This window comes from Bartonella sp. A05 (genome assembly GCF_026930145.1).
In the GTDB taxonomy this organism is placed as follows: Bacteria; Pseudomonadota; Alphaproteobacteria; order Rhizobiales; family Rhizobiaceae; genus Bartonella.
The window spans coordinates 83,077-104,327 of sequence record NZ_JANHOJ010000005.1 but is presented as its reverse complement, the minus strand read 5'-3'; the positions used below and the strand labels follow the sequence as shown (position 1 = coordinate 104,327).

16 protein-coding genes, 2 tRNA genes and 2 pseudogenes are annotated in these 21,251 nt (G+C 36.8%); 11 read left to right on the top strand and 9 right to left on the bottom strand.

The window, feature by feature from the left end:
* A pseudogene (locus tag NPX98_RS06025) lies at positions 1-1,951 on the bottom strand (hypothetical protein); the annotation flags it as partial.
* 652 nt (positions 1,952-2,603) lie between these two features.
* Here NPX98_RS06025 and NPX98_RS06020 point away from each other — a divergent pair.
* A pseudogene (locus tag NPX98_RS06020) lies at positions 2,604-3,276 on the top strand (tyrosine-type recombinase/integrase); the annotation flags it as partial.
* A 135-nt stretch (positions 3,277-3,411) separates the two neighbouring features.
* Here the strand turns inward: NPX98_RS06020 and NPX98_RS06015 are convergent.
* From NPX98_RS06015 to NPX98_RS05995, 5 genes are all read right to left on the bottom strand, one after another.
* Positions 3,412-3,488, bottom strand: a tRNA-Arg gene (locus tag NPX98_RS06015).
* 35 nt (positions 3,489-3,523) lie between these two features.
* Positions 3,524-3,829: an ETC complex I subunit gene (locus tag NPX98_RS06010; RefSeq protein WP_269023250.1), complete on the bottom strand. Its 306-nt coding sequence runs from the start codon at positions 3,827-3,829 to the stop codon at positions 3,524-3,526.
* Between the two features lie 79 nt (positions 3,830-3,908).
* Positions 3,909-3,985 (bottom strand) — tRNA-Pro (locus tag NPX98_RS06005).
* Positions 3,986-4,706: 721 nt separating this feature from the next.
* Positions 4,707-5,396, bottom strand: a complete 690-nt coding sequence (hdaA, locus tag NPX98_RS06000) for a DnaA regulatory inactivator HdaA (RefSeq protein WP_269023249.1) — start codon at positions 5,394-5,396, stop codon at positions 4,707-4,709.
* Positions 5,393-6,604, bottom strand: a complete 1,212-nt coding sequence (locus tag NPX98_RS05995; RefSeq protein ID WP_269023248.1) for an AI-2E family transporter — start codon at positions 6,602-6,604, stop codon at positions 5,393-5,395. The genes hdaA and NPX98_RS05995 overlap by 4 nt, the downstream gene beginning before the upstream one ends.
* Before the next feature lie 174 nt (positions 6,605-6,778).
* Between NPX98_RS05995 and purM the strand changes: the two genes are divergently transcribed.
* Both purM and purN read left to right on the top strand, forming a co-directional pair.
* Positions 6,779-7,864 carry a phosphoribosylformylglycinamidine cyclo-ligase gene (gene purM / locus NPX98_RS05990; RefSeq protein ID WP_269023247.1) on the top strand — a complete coding sequence of 362 codons (1,086 nt, stop codon included), beginning with the start codon at positions 6,779-6,781 and terminating at the stop codon, positions 7,862-7,864.
* Positions 7,861-8,472, top strand: coding sequence for a phosphoribosylglycinamide formyltransferase (purN, locus tag NPX98_RS05985; protein ID WP_269023246.1), 612 nt, complete (start codon positions 7,861-7,863; stop codon positions 8,470-8,472). The genes purM and purN overlap by 4 nt, the downstream gene beginning before the upstream one ends.
* A gap of 459 nt (positions 8,473-8,931) precedes the next feature.
* On the opposite strand, the gene NPX98_RS05980 is transcribed toward purN, so the two are convergent.
* The gene (locus NPX98_RS05980; RefSeq protein WP_269023245.1) at positions 8,932-11,475 is read right to left on the bottom strand and encodes an ATP-binding protein; all 2,544 of its coding nucleotides are present in this window, start codon (positions 11,473-11,475) and stop codon (positions 8,932-8,934) included.
* A 213-nt stretch (positions 11,476-11,688) separates the two neighbouring features.
* Here NPX98_RS05980 and NPX98_RS05975 point away from each other — a divergent pair, with 213 nt between their 5' ends.
* Complete coding sequence (locus NPX98_RS05975; RefSeq protein ID WP_269023244.1) at positions 11,689-12,228, top strand: hypothetical protein; 540 nt, start codon at positions 11,689-11,691, stop codon at positions 12,226-12,228.
* A 33-nt stretch (positions 12,229-12,261) separates the two neighbouring features.
* Here NPX98_RS05975 and dksA read toward each other — a convergent pair whose 3' ends face one another.
* Positions 12,262-12,678, bottom strand: coding sequence for an RNA polymerase-binding protein DksA (gene dksA / locus NPX98_RS05970; protein WP_269023243.1), 417 nt, complete (start codon positions 12,676-12,678; stop codon positions 12,262-12,264).
* A 916-nt stretch (positions 12,679-13,594) separates the two neighbouring features.
* Entirely contained in the window at positions 13,595-14,128 is a 534-nt protein-coding gene (locus NPX98_RS05965) for a flavin reductase (RefSeq protein WP_269023242.1), read from the bottom strand.
* Between the two features lie 159 nt (positions 14,129-14,287).
* Here NPX98_RS05965 and rpe point away from each other — a divergent pair, with 159 nt between their 5' ends.
* The 7 genes from rpe (at position 14,288) to purL (ending at position 21,251) form a co-directional block, all read left to right on the top strand.
* Positions 14,288-14,959, top strand: coding sequence for a ribulose-phosphate 3-epimerase (gene rpe, locus NPX98_RS05960; RefSeq protein ID WP_269023241.1), 672 nt, complete (start codon positions 14,288-14,290; stop codon positions 14,957-14,959).
* A 13-nt stretch (positions 14,960-14,972) separates the two neighbouring features.
* Entirely contained in the window at positions 14,973-16,274 is a 1,302-nt protein-coding gene (gene purB, locus NPX98_RS05955; RefSeq protein WP_269023240.1) for an adenylosuccinate lyase, read from the top strand.
* An 83-nt stretch (positions 16,275-16,357) separates the two neighbouring features.
* The gene (locus NPX98_RS05950) at positions 16,358-16,906 is read left to right on the top strand and encodes an RBBP9/YdeN family alpha/beta hydrolase (RefSeq protein ID WP_269023239.1); all 549 of its coding nucleotides are present in this window, start codon (positions 16,358-16,360) and stop codon (positions 16,904-16,906) included.
* Between the two features lie 156 nt (positions 16,907-17,062).
* Positions 17,063-17,827, top strand: coding sequence for a phosphoribosylaminoimidazolesuccinocarboxamide synthase (gene purC / locus NPX98_RS05945; protein ID WP_269023254.1), 765 nt, complete (start codon positions 17,063-17,065; stop codon positions 17,825-17,827).
* A 79-nt stretch (positions 17,828-17,906) separates the two neighbouring features.
* The gene (purS, locus tag NPX98_RS05940) at positions 17,907-18,146 is read left to right on the top strand and encodes a phosphoribosylformylglycinamidine synthase subunit PurS (protein WP_269023238.1); all 240 of its coding nucleotides are present in this window, start codon (positions 17,907-17,909) and stop codon (positions 18,144-18,146) included.
* Positions 18,147-18,158: 12 nt separating this feature from the next.
* Entirely contained in the window at positions 18,159-18,830 is a 672-nt protein-coding gene (purQ, locus tag NPX98_RS05935; protein ID WP_269023237.1) for a phosphoribosylformylglycinamidine synthase subunit PurQ, read from the top strand.
* Positions 18,831-19,046: 216 nt separating this feature from the next.
* Positions 19,047-21,251 (top strand): phosphoribosylformylglycinamidine synthase subunit PurL, encoded by a 2,205-nt coding sequence (gene purL, locus NPX98_RS05930; RefSeq protein ID WP_269023236.1) that lies wholly within the window; start codon positions 19,047-19,049, stop codon positions 21,249-21,251.

Below are 21,251 nucleotides of genomic sequence, written 5' to 3'. Positions count from 1 at the left end.
CAGAACTAAGATTAGAAGACGTGCCTGAAAGCCCCGTTACTAAAGCTGTAGGAACAGAATTAGGATGAGAAGATGAATCATAAACCATATGCTCTAAATTCGTCTCACCAGAGACAGAACTAAGATCGGCAACAGCAGAATGAGAAAAAATAGCAACTGATGTCTCAGGTTTTGCCATAGAAATAATGGAAAAAGAGTTCATATGAGGATTAGAACTAGAAATCTTAGCTTCTAGATCATGATTATCGGAAACGAGATTAGGTATAGAAGGAGACTGAATATATCTACTTTCGAGACGAAAATCCCAAAAATCTCCCGTGCCTTTCACCAATCTTTGAGCGGTATTTGCTTTCCCCCGTATAGAATCTGGACCATAGGCATAAAGCCGATATTGATAAGGTAAGTTGTCTAACGCAACATAACCACCATTTAATTTAAAAGAATCTTGCTTTGCATTTCCAGAAACCTGAACAATTGAAATACCTTGATCATTTCTGCCACTTCCCGTACTCCCCCCTGGGCTTCCTTTAACAGGCGATATATGAACTGTCGTGCTTCCAACAACATTCCCATGAATTAAAAGCCGATCAGTCACTTGATTTACAAGTGAACCACCATCATTCAGATATGTATTGAGATAAACCTGTGCTTTTCCCTCCGCGATGTAAGCATTGCTCGATCCTTTACTTCCAATGCTGAGTGTCTGATAACCGCCGCGTACTGGTTTATCAAAAACAATATCGCTATCGGAAAGACGCACAGATGAAATAAATGAATTATGTGAATCTATACCCCAGTCTGTATCCTGCAAATCTTTCTGTTTCTTTGTTGTTAAAGTCCATTTTGAGCCATTCATCAAAGAAAAATCGACAATTTCCTTATCATGAACACGAACTCCGCCTGTAAGTGAAGAACCTTCAGCGGTAACCTTTACAGTAGCGCCATTTTTAACCTGCAATAATAAATTACCGGAAATATTTGTGTCTGTTAAAAAGAAAAAAGCGGGATATCCTTTAGCATTTGTATAAATAGCCGTACTATCTGGAACATCTATTTTTGTCTTGCTAAACCTAAAATTTCCTTGTTTAAAAGGATTCTTTTTCTGTTCATTTGCAGCCTTCTCTTCAAAAAATATGCCATATGATTTGTTACCCCATATCGTGATAATTGAATCTTCAACATCAACTGTATTCAAATACAAATCATCCTTTGAGATGTAAACCGGCTGATTTTTGTCGGTAAAAGTATTTGATGAATTTCCACTCCTGAAGCCATGAGAATTAATAGACTTAACAACAACTTTATTTAAATCGAGAGTACTTCCCTGACTTATATTAAAAACTGAATCATTTACTCTATGCGTATTTTTTCCACTCACCGTATTTTTATGATTTGAGTTAATAGTAACATTATCTAAAGTGATATACGAAGTCTCTCCGATAGAAAGCACACCAGAATCTACCGCTGTAATCGATCCACCTATCATTGTAATTTTTGCACCAGAAGAACTAGAGAGAGCTACTCTTTCACCATCCGTATTAATTTTTGTATTATTTAAAAGAACAGACGCTCCACTTTCTGAAGAAATAGCTATCGGATTGGTATGAATGCTTGTACCCGTTGCCTGAACAACAGTATCCATTACATTAAAGATCGAGCCTGAATTTGCTACTATAGAAGGAAGAGACACTGAATCCTGAATATCCTCCACACGCACAGGGAGTTTATCTCTTGTATAAAAATTGTAGAAGTGCCCTTTAATTACGTGCGTTTCACCACCATATAGCCCTTTTTGATATAAACTTTCAGGCTCTTCACTTTCATCACAGACATCACACAAAGCCGGTGACCACGCATAACTTTTTATATTACTATATGCATTTTGTGAAAAATGAAAAATTGCTGTTGTAAGAACGCACAAACACACGTGACTTTTTAATATTCTGACCATAGTTCTGTCGCAAACCCTATTCCCCCTCACTGAAAACAATTACATTCGTTAAAAAACGAACACTCTAAAAACAGAAAACTAAAAGGGTAAACTTACTACTGACCAAATTATACTTACTGAACTTTACGCAGTTTATATAATCCATTATATATTTATAATATAATATGTTATGTATTTTATATAAAATATATATAATTCATTTTATATAAATTTAAATCTAAAATAAAAACATATTAAGACCATAATACACATAAAACCACAATATAGTTTTGTGGTTTTATAAGTAATTTATCCTTGAGAATCTGTATCAAAATATTTTAATCTGCATCAAAATATAATGAATAGCTAGAAAATGAGCTACAGGAAGGCTAATTAGTGCAGAGAATAACTAATGCAAGAGCAAAGACAGCATAAATTCATAAAAATTGTTCAAGTAGAAAAATATTATATCATTTTGTACTTAAATTACATTCTGTAAAATATAAAGTGATATATAATTATTTAAAAATAATGCATAATGCTTTTTGAAATTTATTTGTCGTGAAATACAGTGACTATCAAAGGTAGAGGGAAAAGCTTAGAGATTCATAAATAATTCACCCTGGAAAACAAATACACCCAGAAAAATAGCTTTTTCAACAAACTGTTCCCAAACAATATCTCTAAACATATTGGAGATCAGGCTTATAAAAGCATCGAAAAAAACATATCCTTGATGCGTTGGAAAGAAGACGTGAAACTCCCGCCGCGGCCAAACATTTTTTAACAACTTTAAATGGCCTCTTGAATTGAGTCCTTGAGAATGATCTTTTGAATAGAAATCCTGCTTTCAATATCAAACCACCAAAATCCTTGAATACAGAGGGTTTTGTGCCATGGCTCGAAGAAGACATCGAAAAATATTATCATCGTTGGCCACTTAGAACACATGAACGGGTCTGGATTGATGTTCTTCTTTATACCGGTTTACGGCAGGGTGACGCGGTACGCATTGGCTGGAAAGATGTCACAGACAATATCATTCATTGAAAGACGGAAAAGAGCCAATTTCAAACGGATGTTTTTCTGCCAATTTTGCCAGCATTAGCTGCAACGCTTAAAGCGGCTCCTATTGGTGATGAAACTTTCATTTGTGGTAAAGGCGGTAAAAAATCATCAAAGAAAGTTTTGGCAACCTGTTTCGTGAAGCTTGTAATGCAGCAGGAGTTCAAAAATCAGCGTATGGATTAAGAAAATTAGCAGCAACGAGAGCGGCAAATTCAGGGGCTACAGTTTCGCAGCTCAAAGCGATTTTTTGCTGAACTGAAGACAAAATGTCATCACTGTAATACCAGACAGCGGATAGAAAGCGGTTAGCAATAGAAGTGATAAAAACTACAAAAAGGTGCGAGATAACCTCTAAAAACAAATAGAATCAAAATAATAAAAAACCCATATAAATTATTGATTCTATTGATAATTGGCGATCCCGACAGGATTCGAACCTGTGACCCACGGCTTAGAAGGCCGTTGCTCTATCCATCTGAGCTACGGGACCAAGCGATAATTTCTTAATTTTAAACAGCTCCCTCTTCAATGTGTCCACGACAGCTGCCGATCACTACGAAAATTATCAGAATAAGAAATAGCACGCCGCAACGAACTATGTGGCCTTTCTACACGATAAGGAATAGAGTTTTTAATAGCAAAAGCGATTGCTTCTTCTTTCACCTCAAACCGAATCTTTACCTGACTCCCCATATCAGCTGTCGCTACATAGCCCATGAGTGGTTCAAGCATTTTAGCTTTCTCCGGTTCATACTGAAGGATCCAAAAACCAGTATTTGCTTTTCCTGACTGCATCGATGTTTTCGCCGGACTATAAATACGTGCAACCATGACTTTTTCCTTTAGATTATGAAACACTGGAACAGAAAATACTATACACAATGCCTCATTACCTTTTGCCAAGCAAACATGGTCGGAGCGATAGGATTCGAACCTACGACCCCCTGATCCCAAATCAGGTGCGCTACCAGACTGCGCTACGCTCCGCCATTTATCTTCGACGCATATTCCCTAAAATTTTCATGAAAAAAGTGCAAGAGAAAAACACATCTTTTTAAAAAATTTTGTTTTATTCCTTCTAAGGAATAACTTTTTTCAAATATTTTTCTACCCAATTATGTATTATTAACAAAAATAAGCAAAATGACACCCACAAAAGAAAAAACTTAAACTCCGCAATGGGAAAAATTCCTAATGTATAAAAACAATCATTTCTAAGATCTCTATCTCACCATATCCATATTCAAAAAAATCTATATATTTCCAAAACATCAATATGCAATCTGAAAAAAATGGCTTTAATATCTATAACTACTTACAACAAAAAAATAATTTCCTAATCTTTCTAAAGCTTATTTGAAGTAGAGAACAGCTATTTTATAGTATATAATGCTTTAAAGCTAACATTAACATCATCGAAAAATTTTTGAAATCTATAAGGGAAATAAGAAATACGATTATATCACGCAAATAGTAAGTGGCAGATGACTATAACACTCTTGTTTTATCTCTAAAACATGTGATGTAATCATTCGTTTCCGTCCTTATTTTGCATAAAAACATATGATACTATACTTTGTTTCTCATCAAAAAGCCATTATCAGAGATAATCAGAAAAACTAAATAATTACTTTTTCTCCGCATGCACAAACAATTAAGGGAGATAGTAACACATTTTCTTAAACCATGGGAACTACATAAATGCTATTTATTGAATTTGCATATTCAGAACTTCACCAACAACAGCGCGTGTTATCTTACTCTTTTTCTGTAATGACAACCGATCTATAGAATCAACAGCACACCTCAATGAAAACAAAGAACGCTCACAACGGCTCACAAGGTAATGAATAATATCCGACTGAACAACAATCTGCCGATCAGAAAAAAGTTTAAAAGCTATAGCAGTTAACAATGCATCATCAGGTTGTTCAATTGTAACTAACATAACTGAATTTAAACGACTTTTAAGGTCATTTAACTCTAAATTCCATGTAGATGGTAGTGTTCGTGCGGTTATCAATAAAGTAGCCTGGATCGCATCAAGATTTGCCTGCTTAATACTATTGATTAAGTGAAAAAGTCCTGTTTCACTAATTGTGCCTGCATCAATATCCTCAATTAAAAGTGATTTTCCTGAAGAAGCCACAGCGACAACTTGATCAATTTCATCACGATGAATACTTAAAGCATTTGCTTTTTGCGCCCATACACTAGAAAAATGCGTTTTTCCAGATCCCTCTTTTCCAACCAAAATAGCAATAGGAAAAATCCAATTTGGCCAGTGCTCAATCAGCTGAAAAGCCATACGATTGCTCTCTGTAATTACCAAATCATCAAATGAGAAAACCGATTTATAAGGAAGCTCTAAAGGCAATTGCGTTTCACGCTTATTCATTCTAGCGGCTCCGAACTCCTACTTCGTGAATACATCTGAGAATTAAGATAAGTCTGAAGAGCAAAACGAACCAAAACACCAACAGCTGCTGCTGCAGGAACAGCAAGGATCATACCAGTAAAACCAAATAATGAACCAAAAGCAAACAATGCAAATATTAACCATACCGGATGAAGTCCCACTGACGAACCTACAAGTTTTGGTTGCAAAATATAGCCCTCAATAAATTGACCAATGAAAAAAATAGTCATAACGATAATAATCGAACCCCAATCATTCGGATAAAACTGCACCCATGCGACACCAACAGATAATACAAAGCCAATCATGGTTCCGATATAAGGAATAAAGCTGATGAGACCAATAAATATACCAATTAAAAGACCAAAATTGAGCTCTGTAATAGTTAAACCAATGGCATAATATCCCCCCAGTATCAAACAAACTGTTCCTTGTCCACGAACAAAGCCGGCAATAGCTCTATCCATTTGATAAAAAATACTACGGACAGTTTCGAGATAATCTCGCGGTATCCATGAATCAACTGCTTTAACCATATGAGGCCAATCTAATAACATATAAAATGCCACCACAGGTGCCACTACAAATAGGCTAACAATATTAACAATAGATTTTCCTGATTTCAAAAGTGAATTTAAAAGAGATGTAATAAAATCAGAGCTTTGCCCTAAAAGAGCTTTAATATTGGTATGTAATTCGTTTGGATCACTACCGAAATAACGCCTTGCCCAATCAAAATCATGTTCAACAAGAAAAGTTTGAATGCGATTAACATAAATTGGCAAACCATTGGTCATGAACTGTTGTATTTGCCAACTGATAATAGGGATCAAAATTATTAGAGCAGCTACAAAAATAACAATAATAAACAAAGTAATCAAAATCGTACCCAAAACACGACGAATACCAATTTTTTCAAGTAGTTGAATAATCGGATTTAGAAAGTAAGCTAATACAATACCTGCTACAAAAGGGAGCAAAATCGATCCAAAAACAAACATAAAGGCAACAAAAAAAATCAAAGCCCCTATCCAGAAAAAGGCTTGCCTTTTTATACTACTTGGTAACGGTACTTGAGCATAAGATGGCGCATAAGCCATATAATGATTCCACAACTCCTTATCACTAATTTTCTTTTTCATTGACTGCAAGGTAGAGTGATCGTTATTATCTGATATCTTACTCATTAAATAGCTCAAAAAAATCTTAATACACCGTGGAATTATGTAACTTCTTCTACTCGAGTCAAGTAAACATTCACTTATTTCTTGGGTATTACATATCAATATCTCTTGCAGAGGTAACTCTATCATGGCATTGCGTAATCTCAAAATCTGATTTTTCCCATAAGGAAGGCTCCAATGAGTAATCAAAACTCTGTAGATAACGAACCTAATCGTAGTCTTACCTATGCAGAATCTGGTGTTGATATTGATATGGGCAATGTTATGGTAGAGAAAATTAAGCCCTATATACGCTCAACAAAACGAGTCGGTGCAGATACGGAAATAGGTGGTTTCGGCGGTCTATTTGATTTAAAAGCCACAGGATTTATAGATCCCATTCTTGTAGCAGCCAATGATGGCGTAGGTACAAAACTAAAAATTGCCATTGAAGTTGGTATTCATAACACTATTGGTATTGATCTCGTAGCCATGTGTGTCAATGATTTAATCGTACAAGGCGCTGAACCACTGTTTTTCTTAGATTACTTTGCAACTGGAAAGCTTGATGCTGAACAAGGCGCTACAATCGTTTCCGGTATTGCAACAGGGTGTCAGCAAGCAGGAGCAGCTCTTATCGGAGGAGAAACTGCAGAAATGCCTGGAATGTATGCAGAGGGAGATTATGACTTGGCAGGCTTTGCTGTAGGAGCAGCTGAGCGCAGTGCGTTGTTGCCTTCACGGGACATTATGGAAGGCGATATTATTTTGGGTCTTAGCTCATCTGGAGTTCATTCCAACGGTTTTTCCCTCATCAGGCAAATCGTTAAACAAAGCAAACTAAAATGGCATCATCCTGCTCCCTTTAATCCCCAAATAAGCCTTGGCGAAGCACTGCTTACACCAACCCGCATTTATGTCAAATCACTTCTGCCTATCATACGGAATTGCAAAGGAATCAAAGCTCTTGCTCATATTACAGGTGGTGGCTTTTCTGAAAATATTCCACGTGTGCTTCCATCCTCTCTTTGCGCTGAAATTAATCTTTCTGCCATTAATATTCCTTCCGTATTTTCATGGGCAGCTAAACAAGGTAGAATAGAAGAAACAGAAATGTTACGAACATTCAATTGTGGTATTGGTATGGTTATTATCGTAGCCAAAGACTCGGTTGAACCCATTACCCAAAGCCTTAAAGAGCAAGGAGAAACCATCACCCCTCTTGGCGTTTTAATAAAATGCCTAAAAAAAAGAGTGGTCTATAAAGGTGCACTGCATTTATGAAAAAAAAAGTAATTGTTTTTATTTCTGGGAATGGATCCAATATGGTTTCCCTCGCAGAAGCAAGCAAACAATCTGAGTATCCTGCTGAAATAATTGCGGTTATTTGTGATAACCCCCATGCTGCTGGTATCGAAAAAGCACGGAGCTATGGTTTACCCACTCATGTTGTGGATCGCAAAAATTATCCAACTAAAGAAGCGCATGAAGAGCCTATCCTTACTCTTTTGGCTGAATATCAGCCAGACTTTATCTGCTTTGCTGGGTATATGCGGCTTATTTCTGCGCATTTCATAAAACTCTATGAAGGAAAAATTCTCAATATTCACCCTTCTCTACTCCCTTTATTTAAGGGTTTAAACACTCACGAAAAAGCCTTGCAAGAAGGCGTAAAAATTGCCGGTTGCACTGTTCATCTTGTTGCAGAAGAAATAGATTCAGGAAAGATTCTTGCTCAAGCTGCTGTTCCAGTATGCCCTGATGATACTGTAGATAGTTTGGCACAAAGAGTTCTTAAAGCTGAACACAAACTTTATCCAGAAGCCTTAAAAGCATTTATAAACAAAAAAGATAAAGTAACCGATTCTCAACAACAGCTTTTTTCTTTCTAAGTCAGCAGTGTATATCAAACGTTTCGCTTGATTTTTTTTCGCTTTATTCCAAGAATCATCAAAAAAAATTTTGTTCGACGAAAAAATCTTTAAGAAGGCACGAATAGCATAGCTGAATAACAAAATATTATGCGTTATTAAGATAGAAATGAGATTTAATGTTTTAAATCTAGGCCTATTCTCTGAAAAATTTAAAACACACCATTCATCAATTGAAGAGAAGAAGATTTATAAAATTGCTTATCATGTAGAGAGCCAGAAAATAATTCTTTCAAATTTATGATTTTCTCGACATTCATGATCGAAGAATAGGTCAAAAAGAAAAAAGTATGTCACAAACTCAAATACATTTCTGTCTTAAGACACATCGCACTATTTATAAACATATCCAATTTACACACACATTCTTATGACTATCTCTCCACAACAATTGTGACTTTTTATCTAAAAAACTGATAATTATTGTTCCAGTGTCTCTTTAACTGCAACCGCTAATTGCTTAAGCGTGAATGGTTTAGATAAAAACCCGAACACCGCATCTTCTGGAAGATTTTTAGTAAAAGCATCTTTCGCATATCCAGAAACAAAAATAAACTTAATGCCAGGATAATATTTTCGCACTTCCCCAAGAAAAGTTGGTCCATCCATTTCTGGCATAACCACATCGGAAACAATAATATCAACAGCATCTTTATTTTCTTCAAGCACAGCAAGCGCTTCCACCCCACTCGCAGCCTCCAAAACAGTATATCCTCTCATTTGAAGCGCCCTTACCTCACTCATTCGGACAGCATCTTCATCTTCAACTAATAAAACAGTAGCGGAACCCGTTAAATCTGTATTTTTTTCCTGTTCTTTTACTTTTTCAATCTGTTGAGAAATCTCATCACTGGTATTAGGCATATAACGAGGCAGAAAAATACGAAATGTTGTTCCTTTTCCTTCTTGGCTATCACAGTAAATATAACCACCTGTTTGTTTTATGATACCATAGACCATTGATAAACCAAGTCCAGTTCCTTTTCCGACTTCTTTGGTTGTAAAAAATGGTTCAAACATTTTTTCTTGTACATCAGCCGATATACCTGTTCCTGTATCTGAAACGGTTAATTGCACATATTCACCAACGACAAAGCCAATATAGTTAAATTCAGCACTTTGCTGTTTTGTAATATTATTTGTTGCAATTGTTATCATACCTCCAGCAAACATAGCATCACGCGCATTGATGACCAAATTCACAATAACACGCTGGAAAGATGCTTGATCGACTTCAACACTCCACAAATCTCTTCCATGAATAATTTTTAACTGAATATTATTGCCCAAAAGAGGTAAAATAAGATTGCGAATATCTGATAACAGTTCCGTAAAATCAACTTTTTCAGGTCGAAGTGTTTGCTTTCTAGAAAATGCTAATAATTGCTGTACAAGCGCAGCAGCTCGATTGGCATTGTTTTTGATGTTGATAAGATCTGCATGTGCAGGATCAGAACTGCGGTGCGTATTTAAAAGAAGATCACATGACATCAAAATTGCTGTTAGAACATTATTAAAATCATGAGCAATACCACCAGCCAACTGCCCAATAGCCTGCATCTTTTGACTTTGTACAATTTTATCTTCAAGCGTTTTTTGTTCTGTTATTTCTATTGCAGATAGAATGACTAATTGTGATACACCATCACAGCACTGAGTCATGGGCATCGTATAAAGGCGCAAATGGCATTCCTTATTATTTTCTAATACTGTTTCTATTGGAATCGGATAAGTTTTATTGGTCGTAATCTGCTGGAATGCACGCTCTAATTGTGCACGGTCATGATGAGATATAAGGTCATAAATGCTAATAACTTTGCTGGGACATCTCATTAATAACAGAAAAGAACTGTTAACATGGACAAATTGTCCTTTCTGATCCACTACCGCTATCGCAAAAGGACTTGCATCAAAATATTCCAACAACGTACTTGGCAATCCTAATTGATAATTATTTTCACCCTTTTGTATCTCCTGCGGCATCAGAACAATACGATAGATGGTATTACCCTCTAAGAGAGAAGTAGCACTCATAAAACAATACAATATTTTTTTGCAGCCATTTTCTAACGTACAATGCAAAGAAAATGTATAGGGAATAGAATAGCCTGAATTTTGATGTTTGTTATATTGTGAACAAATATCATCCCACGTCTTATCATTTCCAGCATCATCAAATAGTTGGTCAAAACTATATTGGTCAATCGTGAAATTTGCCAAATTAATCGAGAACCATTCTGCAAAAACTGCATTCAAATAGACAAGCATTCCTTGTGCATTAACAGATAAAAATCCAACAGGAGCTTGATCTAAATGGCTAATGGCTTCTTGAAGATTCAGGAAAAAAGCTTCATTACATCTCTGCAAATACGACATATCAGAAACACGCCACAACAAGAGCTTTTTTTTCCGCCTTTCTATCGGCTGAATAGAAATATCATACCGAACAGCAGCTTTTTTCTGTGCAGAATGGATAAAAATTGGTCGATTTATTCTTAATTCTTCTCGGGCTGCACAATTACTCAATGCTGCAACTTTCAGACGATATACAAGTGCACCAGCACCCGGAAGATCAGCAATAACCGCATAACAAGAGGCTTCAGGTCTATAGGTAAAAATTTTTTGATAACTTTGATTAGAATAATAAACAAAACCGGACATGTCTGATAGCATAATTGCATCATCCACTCCATCAAAAAGGTTAAGATCTAAATTTCTATGCAATTGCATGGTATCATATCTTAAAATACCCATCCCCATTAAAAAAAGCGCAGCAACACCTATAACCGCTAAGACTAAAAAAGATACTAAAGCAGCTTGAGGGAAATAGCTATGCGGATGGAAAACACCTAAAAAGCCTATAATGCCTAAAAAAATTACTATAAAAATAATATTCAAAATCATAGCTTTCCAGTGTACAGAAGGAGTCAACGATCTTTTAATATCTTCAAAATTTTTATTCATTTTTCTAGCTGCCTCAATTATAGTTATTTCTCACACAATGGGCTATCTCCATAATCATTGTTATGAAGTGTAAATCATGCTATACTCACTTGATATCAATCACTCAATGTTAAAAAGGCTATGTTTTATATTTAATTGAGTCTTATAAGCTGTGCTTACGAATTTATATCAATAAAAAAGCAATCCTTCCATTATTTAAACAGGAGAAACGCTATGAATGTCTGGTTATCAAGCAAAATAGGAGCACCAGCAGCAAATATAATGACAAGCCTCATCTTTCTCACACTAATGATTGTGGCAATTGTTATAACCATTATGTTTTTACGCCATTTAAATAAAGGAAAACATAGCATCAACAGAAAAGAAGAGCCTGTGCGGTTAAGTGTACGCGATATAATCGCTATTGACCAAAAGCGCCACCTTATTCTGATACGTCGTGATAATATGGAGCATTTAATTCTCACAGGTGGTTCCACAGATATTGTTATAGAATCCAATAATATCTGTACACACACCACACAAAAAAGCGATCACGAACCACACAGAGATACACCAATAATGGCAGAGATGACAGAAACAAACGAAAATTCCGGATTTATAGAAAACACGCATTTTTCCAAAAATGACAAAGAACCTATAAGAAATGATCCTTTTTCTCCCTTTATGAAGCAAAATTCTAAGGTTTCAGAAATCACTGCTGAAATTGAAGAAAGACAAGAACCATCTTTATTTATTCCCCCTCTAAGAAAATAATATATTCAGCTCTCGTATTAAGTATGTATTTTGTTAATCATCACGATAGACTTTTTCGCGTCGTTCGTGGCGCTCTTGTGCTTCCAACGATAAAACTGCAATCGGTCGAGCTTCAAGGCGTTTTATGCTAATGGGCTCTCCAGTCTCTTCACAAAACCCATAAGTACCATTATCAATACGTTCCAGAGCAGCATCTATTTTTGAAATAAGTTTTCTCTGACGATCACGGGCACGTAATTCGATTGTGCGCTCAGTTTCGCAGGATGCCCGATCAGTAAAATCAGGTTGATTGGTATTCTCTTCCTGCAAACTTTCTAAAGTCTCGCGAGATTCTCTCAAGATATCGTTTTTCCAAGAAACTAATTTAGAACGAAAATATGCTTTTTGACGCTCGTTCATAAAAGGTTCATCTTCACTAGGATGATATTGACCATAAACCTCTTTATTCATGCCATAAAACCTCCATATATGGTATGTGCAGTCTATATATTGTTCATCCTCCCTCAAAACAAGCGTAAAATACATTATTTATGATAAACACGAGTATATTTAATATACCGCTCAAATCTTCAGCCCATTTTCTGCATAGGATCAAAGACATTTTTATCGTAGCTTTTGCATGTTTATCGTAGCTTTTGCATGGCCATCCAAATACAAAATTCAACTTGTTTTTAAAATATTTAAAAATTCAACACGGAAATGACATATCCTCTATTCTTACAATGAGATATAATGAACTTCTCAAATAAACAAAATAGTTGTCATCCTATTCGTAGCCGTATAAAAAGTGACTACGTAGATATGTTTGAAAATCATAATGATGAGCATTTATTGAATGAAAAGCCTCTAAAATTAACCCGATAACAAAGTAGTAAAATTTGAATATAAAAATATTGAAGTGTCCTCTTTGTTATAGAATTTATCCACAGCCCGCATGTATTTTTATAGTACTGCATACTTCCATATAGTTATTATTGATATTGATTATTCAAAACAAACGGTTTTTGATTTTTCTTGACTGACAAAGCTATCGAAAAATCTCAAAAAACACATTGAACATGTGTAAAAGAGTTATATCTGCCATCTAGCATATTGGCACACGCAAATCTGCAGTATTAATTTTGTATTCTTACGAATGGACTCTAAATTCAAAAAATTAGTTGAAATATTCAAAGCTTACTTTCATTCATTAAATTTTAACAAAAATACTCTTCCTGCGCAGATTAACAGAGAATTTGCATAAGAATTTGATAAATATCACTATTCTACTTACATTTATAAATAACTTTATTCCAATAATTGTGTTAAAACTCAAAGTACATTAGAGAAAATTACCCAAACTTACAGAAAAAATGAAAGTCCTAACTTACAAAGGCAAAACGTGATAGCAATGATTAAGATACATCAAAGCATCTTTTTTTTGATTGCGATTTATAGCAACAACTTGACCAATCAAAATATAATGGGTTGCATGTTCGTACCAACAAATCAAGCGACAATCAAGTGAAACTAAGGCATCTGATAAACTAGGAGCACCAGTCTGTAAAGTAACCCATTGAGCAGCATCAAAGCGTTCAGTTTGTGTGAAACCACCGCGTCCAGAGAAAATATTCGCTAATGAACTGTGTTTTCCAGCCAAACAATTGACACAAAAATTCTCATTTTCCATAAACAGTTTATTTTCAGGATTATGGCGCATTAAACAAACAAGAATTGTTGGAGGGTCATCGGATACAGAACAGCACGCAGAAATTGTTACCCCACGCTTTCCCTTAATACCATTTGTTGTCACAATATGTACAGCCCCTGCAAAATGACACATAGTATCCCGATATTCTTGCGGAGAAACAGTACCAACTTGTTGAAGTTTAGGCATTAAATGTATTGTATGATTCGACATATTCTTTACTTAACACAGCTTTTAAAATTTTAAGAGATATTTCAATCATTAACTTATCATACGTTCCTATTCTTTTACATCTTATCACCTATAAACAGTAAAAATGTATATTTTAACACACAAGATTACGTGCTAAAAAAAACCAACTAAGGAGATTTTATGCCTCGCCCCCATCTTATTTCACCTTCAATCTTGGCTTCTAATTTTTCCAAACTTGGTCAAGAAATATCGGATGTTGTCGATGCCGGTGCAGACTGGATCCATCTTGATATCATGGATGGTCACTTTGTTCCTAATATCACCTTTGGTCCTGATGTCGTCAAAGCACTACGACCGCTTACCAAAGCAGTTTTTGACGTGCACCTTATGATATCACCTGTAGATTCTTATCTTAAAGCATTCGCAGAAGCCGGCTCAGATATTATAACTATTCACGCAGAAGCAAGTCCTCATATCCATCGTTCACTGCAAACAATCAAAGCAATGGGAAAAAAAGCTGGAATCTCTATCAATCCGAGCACATCAGAACATGTATTGCATTATTTGCTTGATCAATTGGATCTTATTCTTATTATGACTGTTAATCCGGGTTTTGGAGGACAAAGTTTTATTCTAGAAATGAAAGATAAAATTGAACGCGTGAAAAACATGATTGCCAATCGGCCCATTGATCTGGAAGTAGATGGGGGTATCACTGTTGATACAATTGGGACAGCTGCACAAGCTGGCGCAAATGTATTTGTTGCAGGCTCTGCAATCTATAAAGATGGTAATAAAGACCTTTATAAAACACGTATTAACGCATTACGCCAAGCTGCAAAACTCACATAAATAAGGAAAAATCATGATCACGCGTTATTCCCGCCCTGAAATGGCAACAATCTGGTCGCCAGAAACTAAATATCGTATTTGGTTTGAAATTGAAGCGCATGCTTGTGATGCTCTAGCTCAGCTTGGTGTCATTCCGCGAGAAGCGGCTAAAATCATCTGGGAAAAAGGAACAGCTGCCGAATTTGATGTTGATCGTATTAATGAAATTGAAGCAATCACTAAGCATGATGTTATAGCATTTTTAACCCACCTAGCTGAATTTATTGGACCTGAAGCTCGTTTTATACATCAAGGCATGACATCATCAGATGTTTTAGATACAACATTCAATGTTCAATTGATGCGTGCCAGTGATATTCTGTTAAAAAACATAAATCAACTTCTTGAAGCATTGAAACAACGTGCCTTTGAACATAAAAAGACAATTACTATTGGGCGTAGTCACGGTATTCATGCTGAACCTATAACATTTGGAATTAAATTTGCTCTTGCATATGCTGAGTTTTCCCGTTGTCGTGAACGTTTGCTCGCAGCGCGCGAAGAAATTTCTACCTGCGCCATCTCGGGAGCCGTTGGTACTTTTGCGAATATTGATCCACGCGTTGAAAAACATGTAGCAAAGGCTTTGGGCATGCGCGCAGAACCTGTTTCCACTCAAGTTATACCACGTGATCGTCACGCTATGTTTTTTGCAACACTTGGTGTTATTGCCTCATCCGTTGAAAGACTAGCTATAGAAATACGTCACTTACAAAGAACAGAAGTTCTTGAAGCAGAAGAATATTTCTCCCCCGGACAAAAAGGCTCGTCCGCCATGCCACACAAACGCAATCCAGTTTTAACAGAAAATTTAACCGGTTTGGCGCGTATGGTACGTGCATTTGCAATGCCAGCCATGGAAAATGTTGCGCTTTGGCATGAACGCGATATTTCGCATTCATCTGTTGAACGCTATATTGGCCCTGATGCCACTATCACACTTGATTTTGCTCTTTCCCGGCTGACATCAGTAATTCAAAACTTAATCGTTTATCCAGAAAATATGCAAAAAAATCTCAACAAATTTCGTGGTCTTGTTCATTCACAACGCGTACTTTTAGCGCTTACTCAAGCCGGTATCAGCCGTGAAGATGCTTATCGGATTGTACAACGAAATGCGATGAAGGTTTGGGAACAAGGAAAAGATTTTTTAGAAGAATTACTGAATGATCAAGATGTTGCAAAAGCTTTAAGTGAAGCAGAACTCCGCGAAAAATTTGATCTTGCCTACCATACGAAACATATCGATACGATTTTTAAACGCGTTTTTGGCTAATCATAATAATTGCATGCAAAAATAAGAATATATTGCTTTTTTCGCCTCTAATCAAAAGCTCGTTTTTATGAAGGAAACAATTCATGAAAGCAAATCAACTCGATATTCTTATCATTCCTGGTTATAAAGGATCTGGTCCTGACCATTGGCAAACACGCTGGGAACAAAAATTGTCTACCGCATGCCGCGTTGAACAAGCTTGTTGGTCAAAACCTGTATGCAAAGAATGGGTTAACAAAGTTGAAACGGCCATCGCACAAGCACAAAAACCTGTTGCTCTTATTGCCCATTCATTAGGCGTTCCGACAGCTATTCTCGCAACTGCACAGAATGCAAAAAAAGTTCGTGGTGCTTTCCTTGTTGCTCCCCCAGATGTAGATAATGAAAAAATACACCCCAAACATTTAATGACATTTGGTCCATATCATCGTGAAAAACTCCCCTTCCCTTCAGTAGTCATAGCCAGCCATAATGATGAATTTTGTCAATTCTCAGTGGCAGAAAAACTTGCCAGTGATTGGGGCGCATTCTTTGTTGATGCTGGACAATCTGGACATATTAATGCAGAATCTGGACACGGACCTTGGCCTGAAGGGCTGATGGTTCTTTCTCATTTTCTCGCAAAACTTTAATACCCATATGGATAACCTCTTTTGGATTCACTTTCTTAGCCCATATGAAACAACAAAAATGATAATAAGTGTGTAGCAGTCATTGAGAATTTCTAGCAATTAGGATAGTATCACTTATCAATGTTATTAAGACCTTTCAACGAATAGAGAATTATGATGAACCGTCGCCACCGTATTTATGAAGGCAAGGCTAAAATTTTATATGAAGGTCCTGAACCAGGTACCTATATTCAATTTTTTAAAGATGATGCAACTGCGTTTAACGCAAAAAAACATGAAATTATTGATGGTAAAGGGGTCTTAAATAACCGGATCTCAGAACACATCTTTAGTCAGCTTAGCCGTTTAGGCATTCCAACGCATTTTATCAAACGTATAAACATGCGCGAACAGCTTATCAAAGCAGTTGATATTATTCCATTGGAAGTTGTTGTTCGGAACGTTGCCGCTGGCTCTCTTTCTAAACGTTTGGGATTGGAAGAAGGAACAGCTCTTTCGCAATCTATTATTGAATTTTATTATAAGAATGATTCCCTTGATGATCCAATGGTAACTGAAGAACATATCACTGCTTTTGGATGGGCTGTCCCGCAAGAAATAGAAGACATTATGCAACTCTCTGTTCGTATTAATGATTTTCTTTCTGGGCTTTTTGCTGGTATTGGTATTCAATTGATTGATTTTAAAATGGAATTTGGTCGACTGTGGGAAGGTGAAACAATGCGCATCGTTCTTGCTGATGAAATCTCACCTGATTCTGCTCGCTTATGGGATATGCAAACACAAAAGAAAATGGATAAAGATCGTTTTCGTCGTGATATGGGTGGGCTTATTGATGCCTATCAAGACGTTGCAAGACGCCTTGGCATCATGAATGAAAATGAACCACCGCGACCAAGCGGTCCAGTTTTAGTAAAATAAGAAACAAGGTGACACACTGCCATCTTCCTTTAATTATAGCTCTTCAAAGGGAAGTTGGTTTTAACGACAGGAAACAAAAATGAAAGCACGCGTTACAGTTATTTTAAAAAATAGTGTCCTTGATCCTCAAGGGCAAGCGATTGTAGGTGCTTTACGTAGCCTAGCCTTTGATGGAATTCAATCAATTCGTCAAGGAAAAGTCTTTGATATTGTTCTTGATGAAGAATCGGAAATAACGGCAAAGAAAAAGCTTCAACAAATGTGTGAACAATTGCTCGTAAATACTGTCATTGAAAACTATACTATAGAACTTCTTTAGTCGGATTCCTCTATGAAAACTGCTATCATTCAATTGCCTGGATTAAATCGCGATCGAGACATGATTGCAGCATTATACCATATAACGGGTGTTGAACCGTTAAAAATTTGGCAAACAGAAACAACGATCCCAGATGTGGATATGATTGTTATTCCCGGTGGTTTTTCCTATGGTGACTATTTAAGATGTGGTGCTATTGGTGCACGAATGCCAGTTTTACAAGCTGTTTGTGAAAAAGCAAAAAAAGGTGTCATGGTGCTGGGAGTGTGCAATGGATTTCAAATTCTACTAGAAGCAGGATTATTGCCAGGCGCTCTAATGCGAAATGCTTCGTTGAAATTTGTTTGTCGTGAAATAAAGCTTGAAGTCATCAACGCAAACACAAAATTTTCGCGCTGTTATTCTAAAGGACAGATCATTCGCTGCCCTGTTGCTCATCATGATGGCAATTACTTTGTCGATAGTGATACATTGAAACAAATGGAAGACAACGAACAAATTGTTTTCCGTTATGCCGAAGACACAAACCCTAACGGTTCAATTAATAATATTGCTGGTATTGTAAATAAAGCCGGAAATGTTCTTGGCATGATGCCTCACCCTGAAAATCTCATTGAAGCCGCACATGGCGGCATTGATGGTCGTTTACTTTTTCAAAGTGCTTTAGAATTGACAAATGAATGATCATAAGAAAAATATAGATTACTTAGATTTTTTGACATTAACTTCCTGTGCTAAATAGCAAAAGCGTATGACAGTAATCTTGCCAGTCAAAGTTTCAACTTATAATCTATTAAATGGATTCATCATCAGATAACAAAATCGCTATGACCCAAACCAGCTCAATTACAAGCAACAATAAACGCTCAATTTGGATTAATTTTACGGAATAACGCACCCATGAACCTTCGCAATGACGCTATCACACCGGAACTAATTGCACAGCACGGCCTAACATCTGATGAATATCAACGTATTTTAAATCTTATCGGTAGAGAACCAACATTTACCGAACTTGGAATTTTTTCCGCAATGTGGAATGAACATTGTTCCTATAAATCATCTAAAAAATGGCTTAAAACCTTACCAACACAAGGAAAATGCGTCATTCAAGGACCTGGTGAAAACGCTGGTATTGTTGACATTGGTAATAATCAATGTGTTGTCTTCAAAATGGAAAGCCATAATCATCCTTCTTATATTGAACCGTATCAAGGTGCAGCAACGGGTGTTGGAGGCATTCTCCGTGATGTTTTTACGATGGGTGCCCGCCCTGTTGTAACCATGAATGCATTACGATTTGGATCTCCTGATCATCCTCGAACACGCCATCTTGTTTCTGGTGTTGTCTCTGGGATCGGGGGCTATGGCAATGCTTTTGGTGTTCCAACTATTGGGGGAGAGGTCAATTTTGATAAACGTTATAATGGCAATATCCTTGTCAATGCTTTTGCAGCTGGTATTGCAAAAACGGATTCTATTTTTTACTCTAAAGCGCAAGGAGTGGGACTGCCTGTTGTTTATCTTGGAGCTAAAACAGGGCGTGATGGTGTCGGGGGAGCAACAATGGCTTCAGCCGAATTTGACGATACAGTCGATGAAAAACGTCCAACAGTTCAAGTGGGTGATCCTTTTACAGAAAAATGCCTTCTTGAAGCTTGTTTAGAATTGATGACATTAGGTGCTGTCATTGCAATTCAAGATATGGGAGCAGCAGGACTTACATCTTCTTCCGTTGAAATGGGCGCAAAAGGAGATCTGGGAATAGAGCTTGATCTTGATAAGGTACCTGTTCGTGAAGAAAACATGACAGCCTATGAAATGATGCTCTCTGAAAGCCAAGAACGTATGCTCATGGTGCTAAAACCAGAAATGGAAAAACAAGCAGCTGAAATTTTTGAAAAATGGGGCCTTCATTTCTCCATTATTGGAAAAACAACAAATGATTTACGTTTCCGGGTACTATATCAAGGAAAAGAAGTAGCTAACCTTCCGATCAAAAAACTCGGCGATGAAGCTCCTGTTTATGATCGTCCCTGGGTGGAACCTCCTAAACAAACTGTTCTTAAAGCAGAAGATGTCGAACAAGTGGATAATCTTGGTGATGCACTTCTTACATTACTTAACTCTGCCGATCAGAGTTCACGACGATGGGTTTATGAACAATATGATACACTTATCCAAGGAAATAGCCTTATTTGCCCAGGAGGTGATGCAGGTGTTATACGCGTAAACAATAATGATAAACGTGCCCTTGCTTTTTCTTCTGATGTAACGCCCCGCTATTGCGAAGCTGATCCTTATGAGGGTGGAAAACAAGCCGTCGCAGAATGCTGGCGTAACATTAGCACAACAGGCGCAACACCGTTAGCCGTCACAGACAATCTCAATTTTGGCAATCCTGAAAAACCTGAAATTATGGGACAGCTGGTTTTTGCCCTTAAAGGCATAGGTGAAGCCTGTAAACTACTCGATTTTCCAATTGTTTCAGGGAATGTTTCTCTTTATAATGAAACAAACGGAGAAGCAATTCCTCCCACACCCACAATAGCTGGTGTTGGCCTTCTTAATGATTGGACAAAAATGGCCACAATCAGTGGTATGCAATATGGTGATATTATTGTTTTGATTGGTTCTTGCGGCTCCCATTTAGGACAATCAATCTATGCACGAAATATTTTGAATATTGATGCAGGCGCACCACCACCTGTCGATTTACAACTTGAAAAAAAGCATGGTCAATTTGTTCGAGACGTTATTCATCACGGTTTTGTCCATGCTGCTCATGATATTTCCGACGGCGGATTAGCCATTGCTCTTGCAGAAATGGTTATTAAAGCAGAGAAAGGAATCAAAGCAGAGTTAAGTAATCAATCACCGTGCCATTCCGAGCTGTTTGGCGAAGATCAAGGACGTTATCTGTTGGCCGTCAAGCCTGATGCACTCAATAGCCTTAAAGAACGCGCACAAACAAATACTGTTCCCTTAATAGAGCTCGGTACAGTTGAAGGCGATACACTTGATATAAAAGGCATATTGACGCTTTCGGTATCCAAACTGACACATGCCTACGAAAGCTGGTTTCCGGAATTTATGGGTGAATAA

What these genes read in the sequence shown, in the direction of transcription:
- NPX98_RS05995 (WP_269023248.1), bottom strand. Translation starts at nt 6,604, where the DNA reads ATGAGTAAGATATCAGATAATAACGATCACTCTACCTTGCAGTCAATG.
- NPX98_RS05965 (WP_269023242.1), bottom strand. Translation starts at nt 14,128, where the DNA reads ATGTCGAATCATACAATACATTTAATGCCTAAACTTCAACAAGTTGGT.
- purM (WP_269023247.1), top strand. Translation starts at nt 6,779, where the DNA reads ATGAGTAATCAAAACTCTGTAGATAACGAACCTAATCGTAGTCTTACC.
- NPX98_RS05950 (WP_269023239.1), top strand. Translation starts at nt 16,358, where the DNA reads ATGAAAGCAAATCAACTCGATATTCTTATCATTCCTGGTTATAAAGGA.
- purN (WP_269023246.1), top strand. Translation starts at nt 7,861, where the DNA reads ATGAAAAAAAAAGTAATTGTTTTTATTTCTGGGAATGGATCCAATATG.
- NPX98_RS05975 (WP_269023244.1), top strand. Translation starts at nt 11,689, where the DNA reads ATGAATGTCTGGTTATCAAGCAAAATAGGAGCACCAGCAGCAAATATA.
- dksA (WP_269023243.1), bottom strand. Translation starts at nt 12,678, where the DNA reads ATGAATAAAGAGGTTTATGGTCAATATCATCCTAGTGAAGATGAACCT.
- purB (WP_269023240.1), top strand. Translation starts at nt 14,973, where the DNA reads ATGATCACGCGTTATTCCCGCCCTGAAATGGCAACAATCTGGTCGCCA.
- hdaA (WP_269023249.1), bottom strand. Translation starts at nt 5,396, where the DNA reads ATGAATAAGCGTGAAACGCAATTGCCTTTAGAGCTTCCTTATAAATCG.
- NPX98_RS05980 (WP_269023245.1), bottom strand. Translation starts at nt 11,475, where the DNA reads ATGAATAAAAATTTTGAAGATATTAAAAGATCGTTGACTCCTTCTGTA.
- purS (WP_269023238.1), top strand. Translation starts at nt 17,907, where the DNA reads ATGAAAGCACGCGTTACAGTTATTTTAAAAAATAGTGTCCTTGATCCT.
- NPX98_RS06010 (WP_269023250.1), bottom strand. Translation starts at nt 3,829, where the DNA reads ATGGTTGCACGTATTTATAGTCCGGCGAAAACATCGATGCAGTCAGGA.
- rpe (WP_269023241.1), top strand. Translation starts at nt 14,288, where the DNA reads ATGCCTCGCCCCCATCTTATTTCACCTTCAATCTTGGCTTCTAATTTT.
- purL (WP_269023236.1), top strand. Translation starts at nt 19,047, where the DNA reads ATGAACCTTCGCAATGACGCTATCACACCGGAACTAATTGCACAGCAC.
- purC (WP_269023254.1), top strand. Translation starts at nt 17,063, where the DNA reads ATGAACCGTCGCCACCGTATTTATGAAGGCAAGGCTAAAATTTTATAT.
- purQ (WP_269023237.1), top strand. Translation starts at nt 18,159, where the DNA reads ATGAAAACTGCTATCATTCAATTGCCTGGATTAAATCGCGATCGAGAC.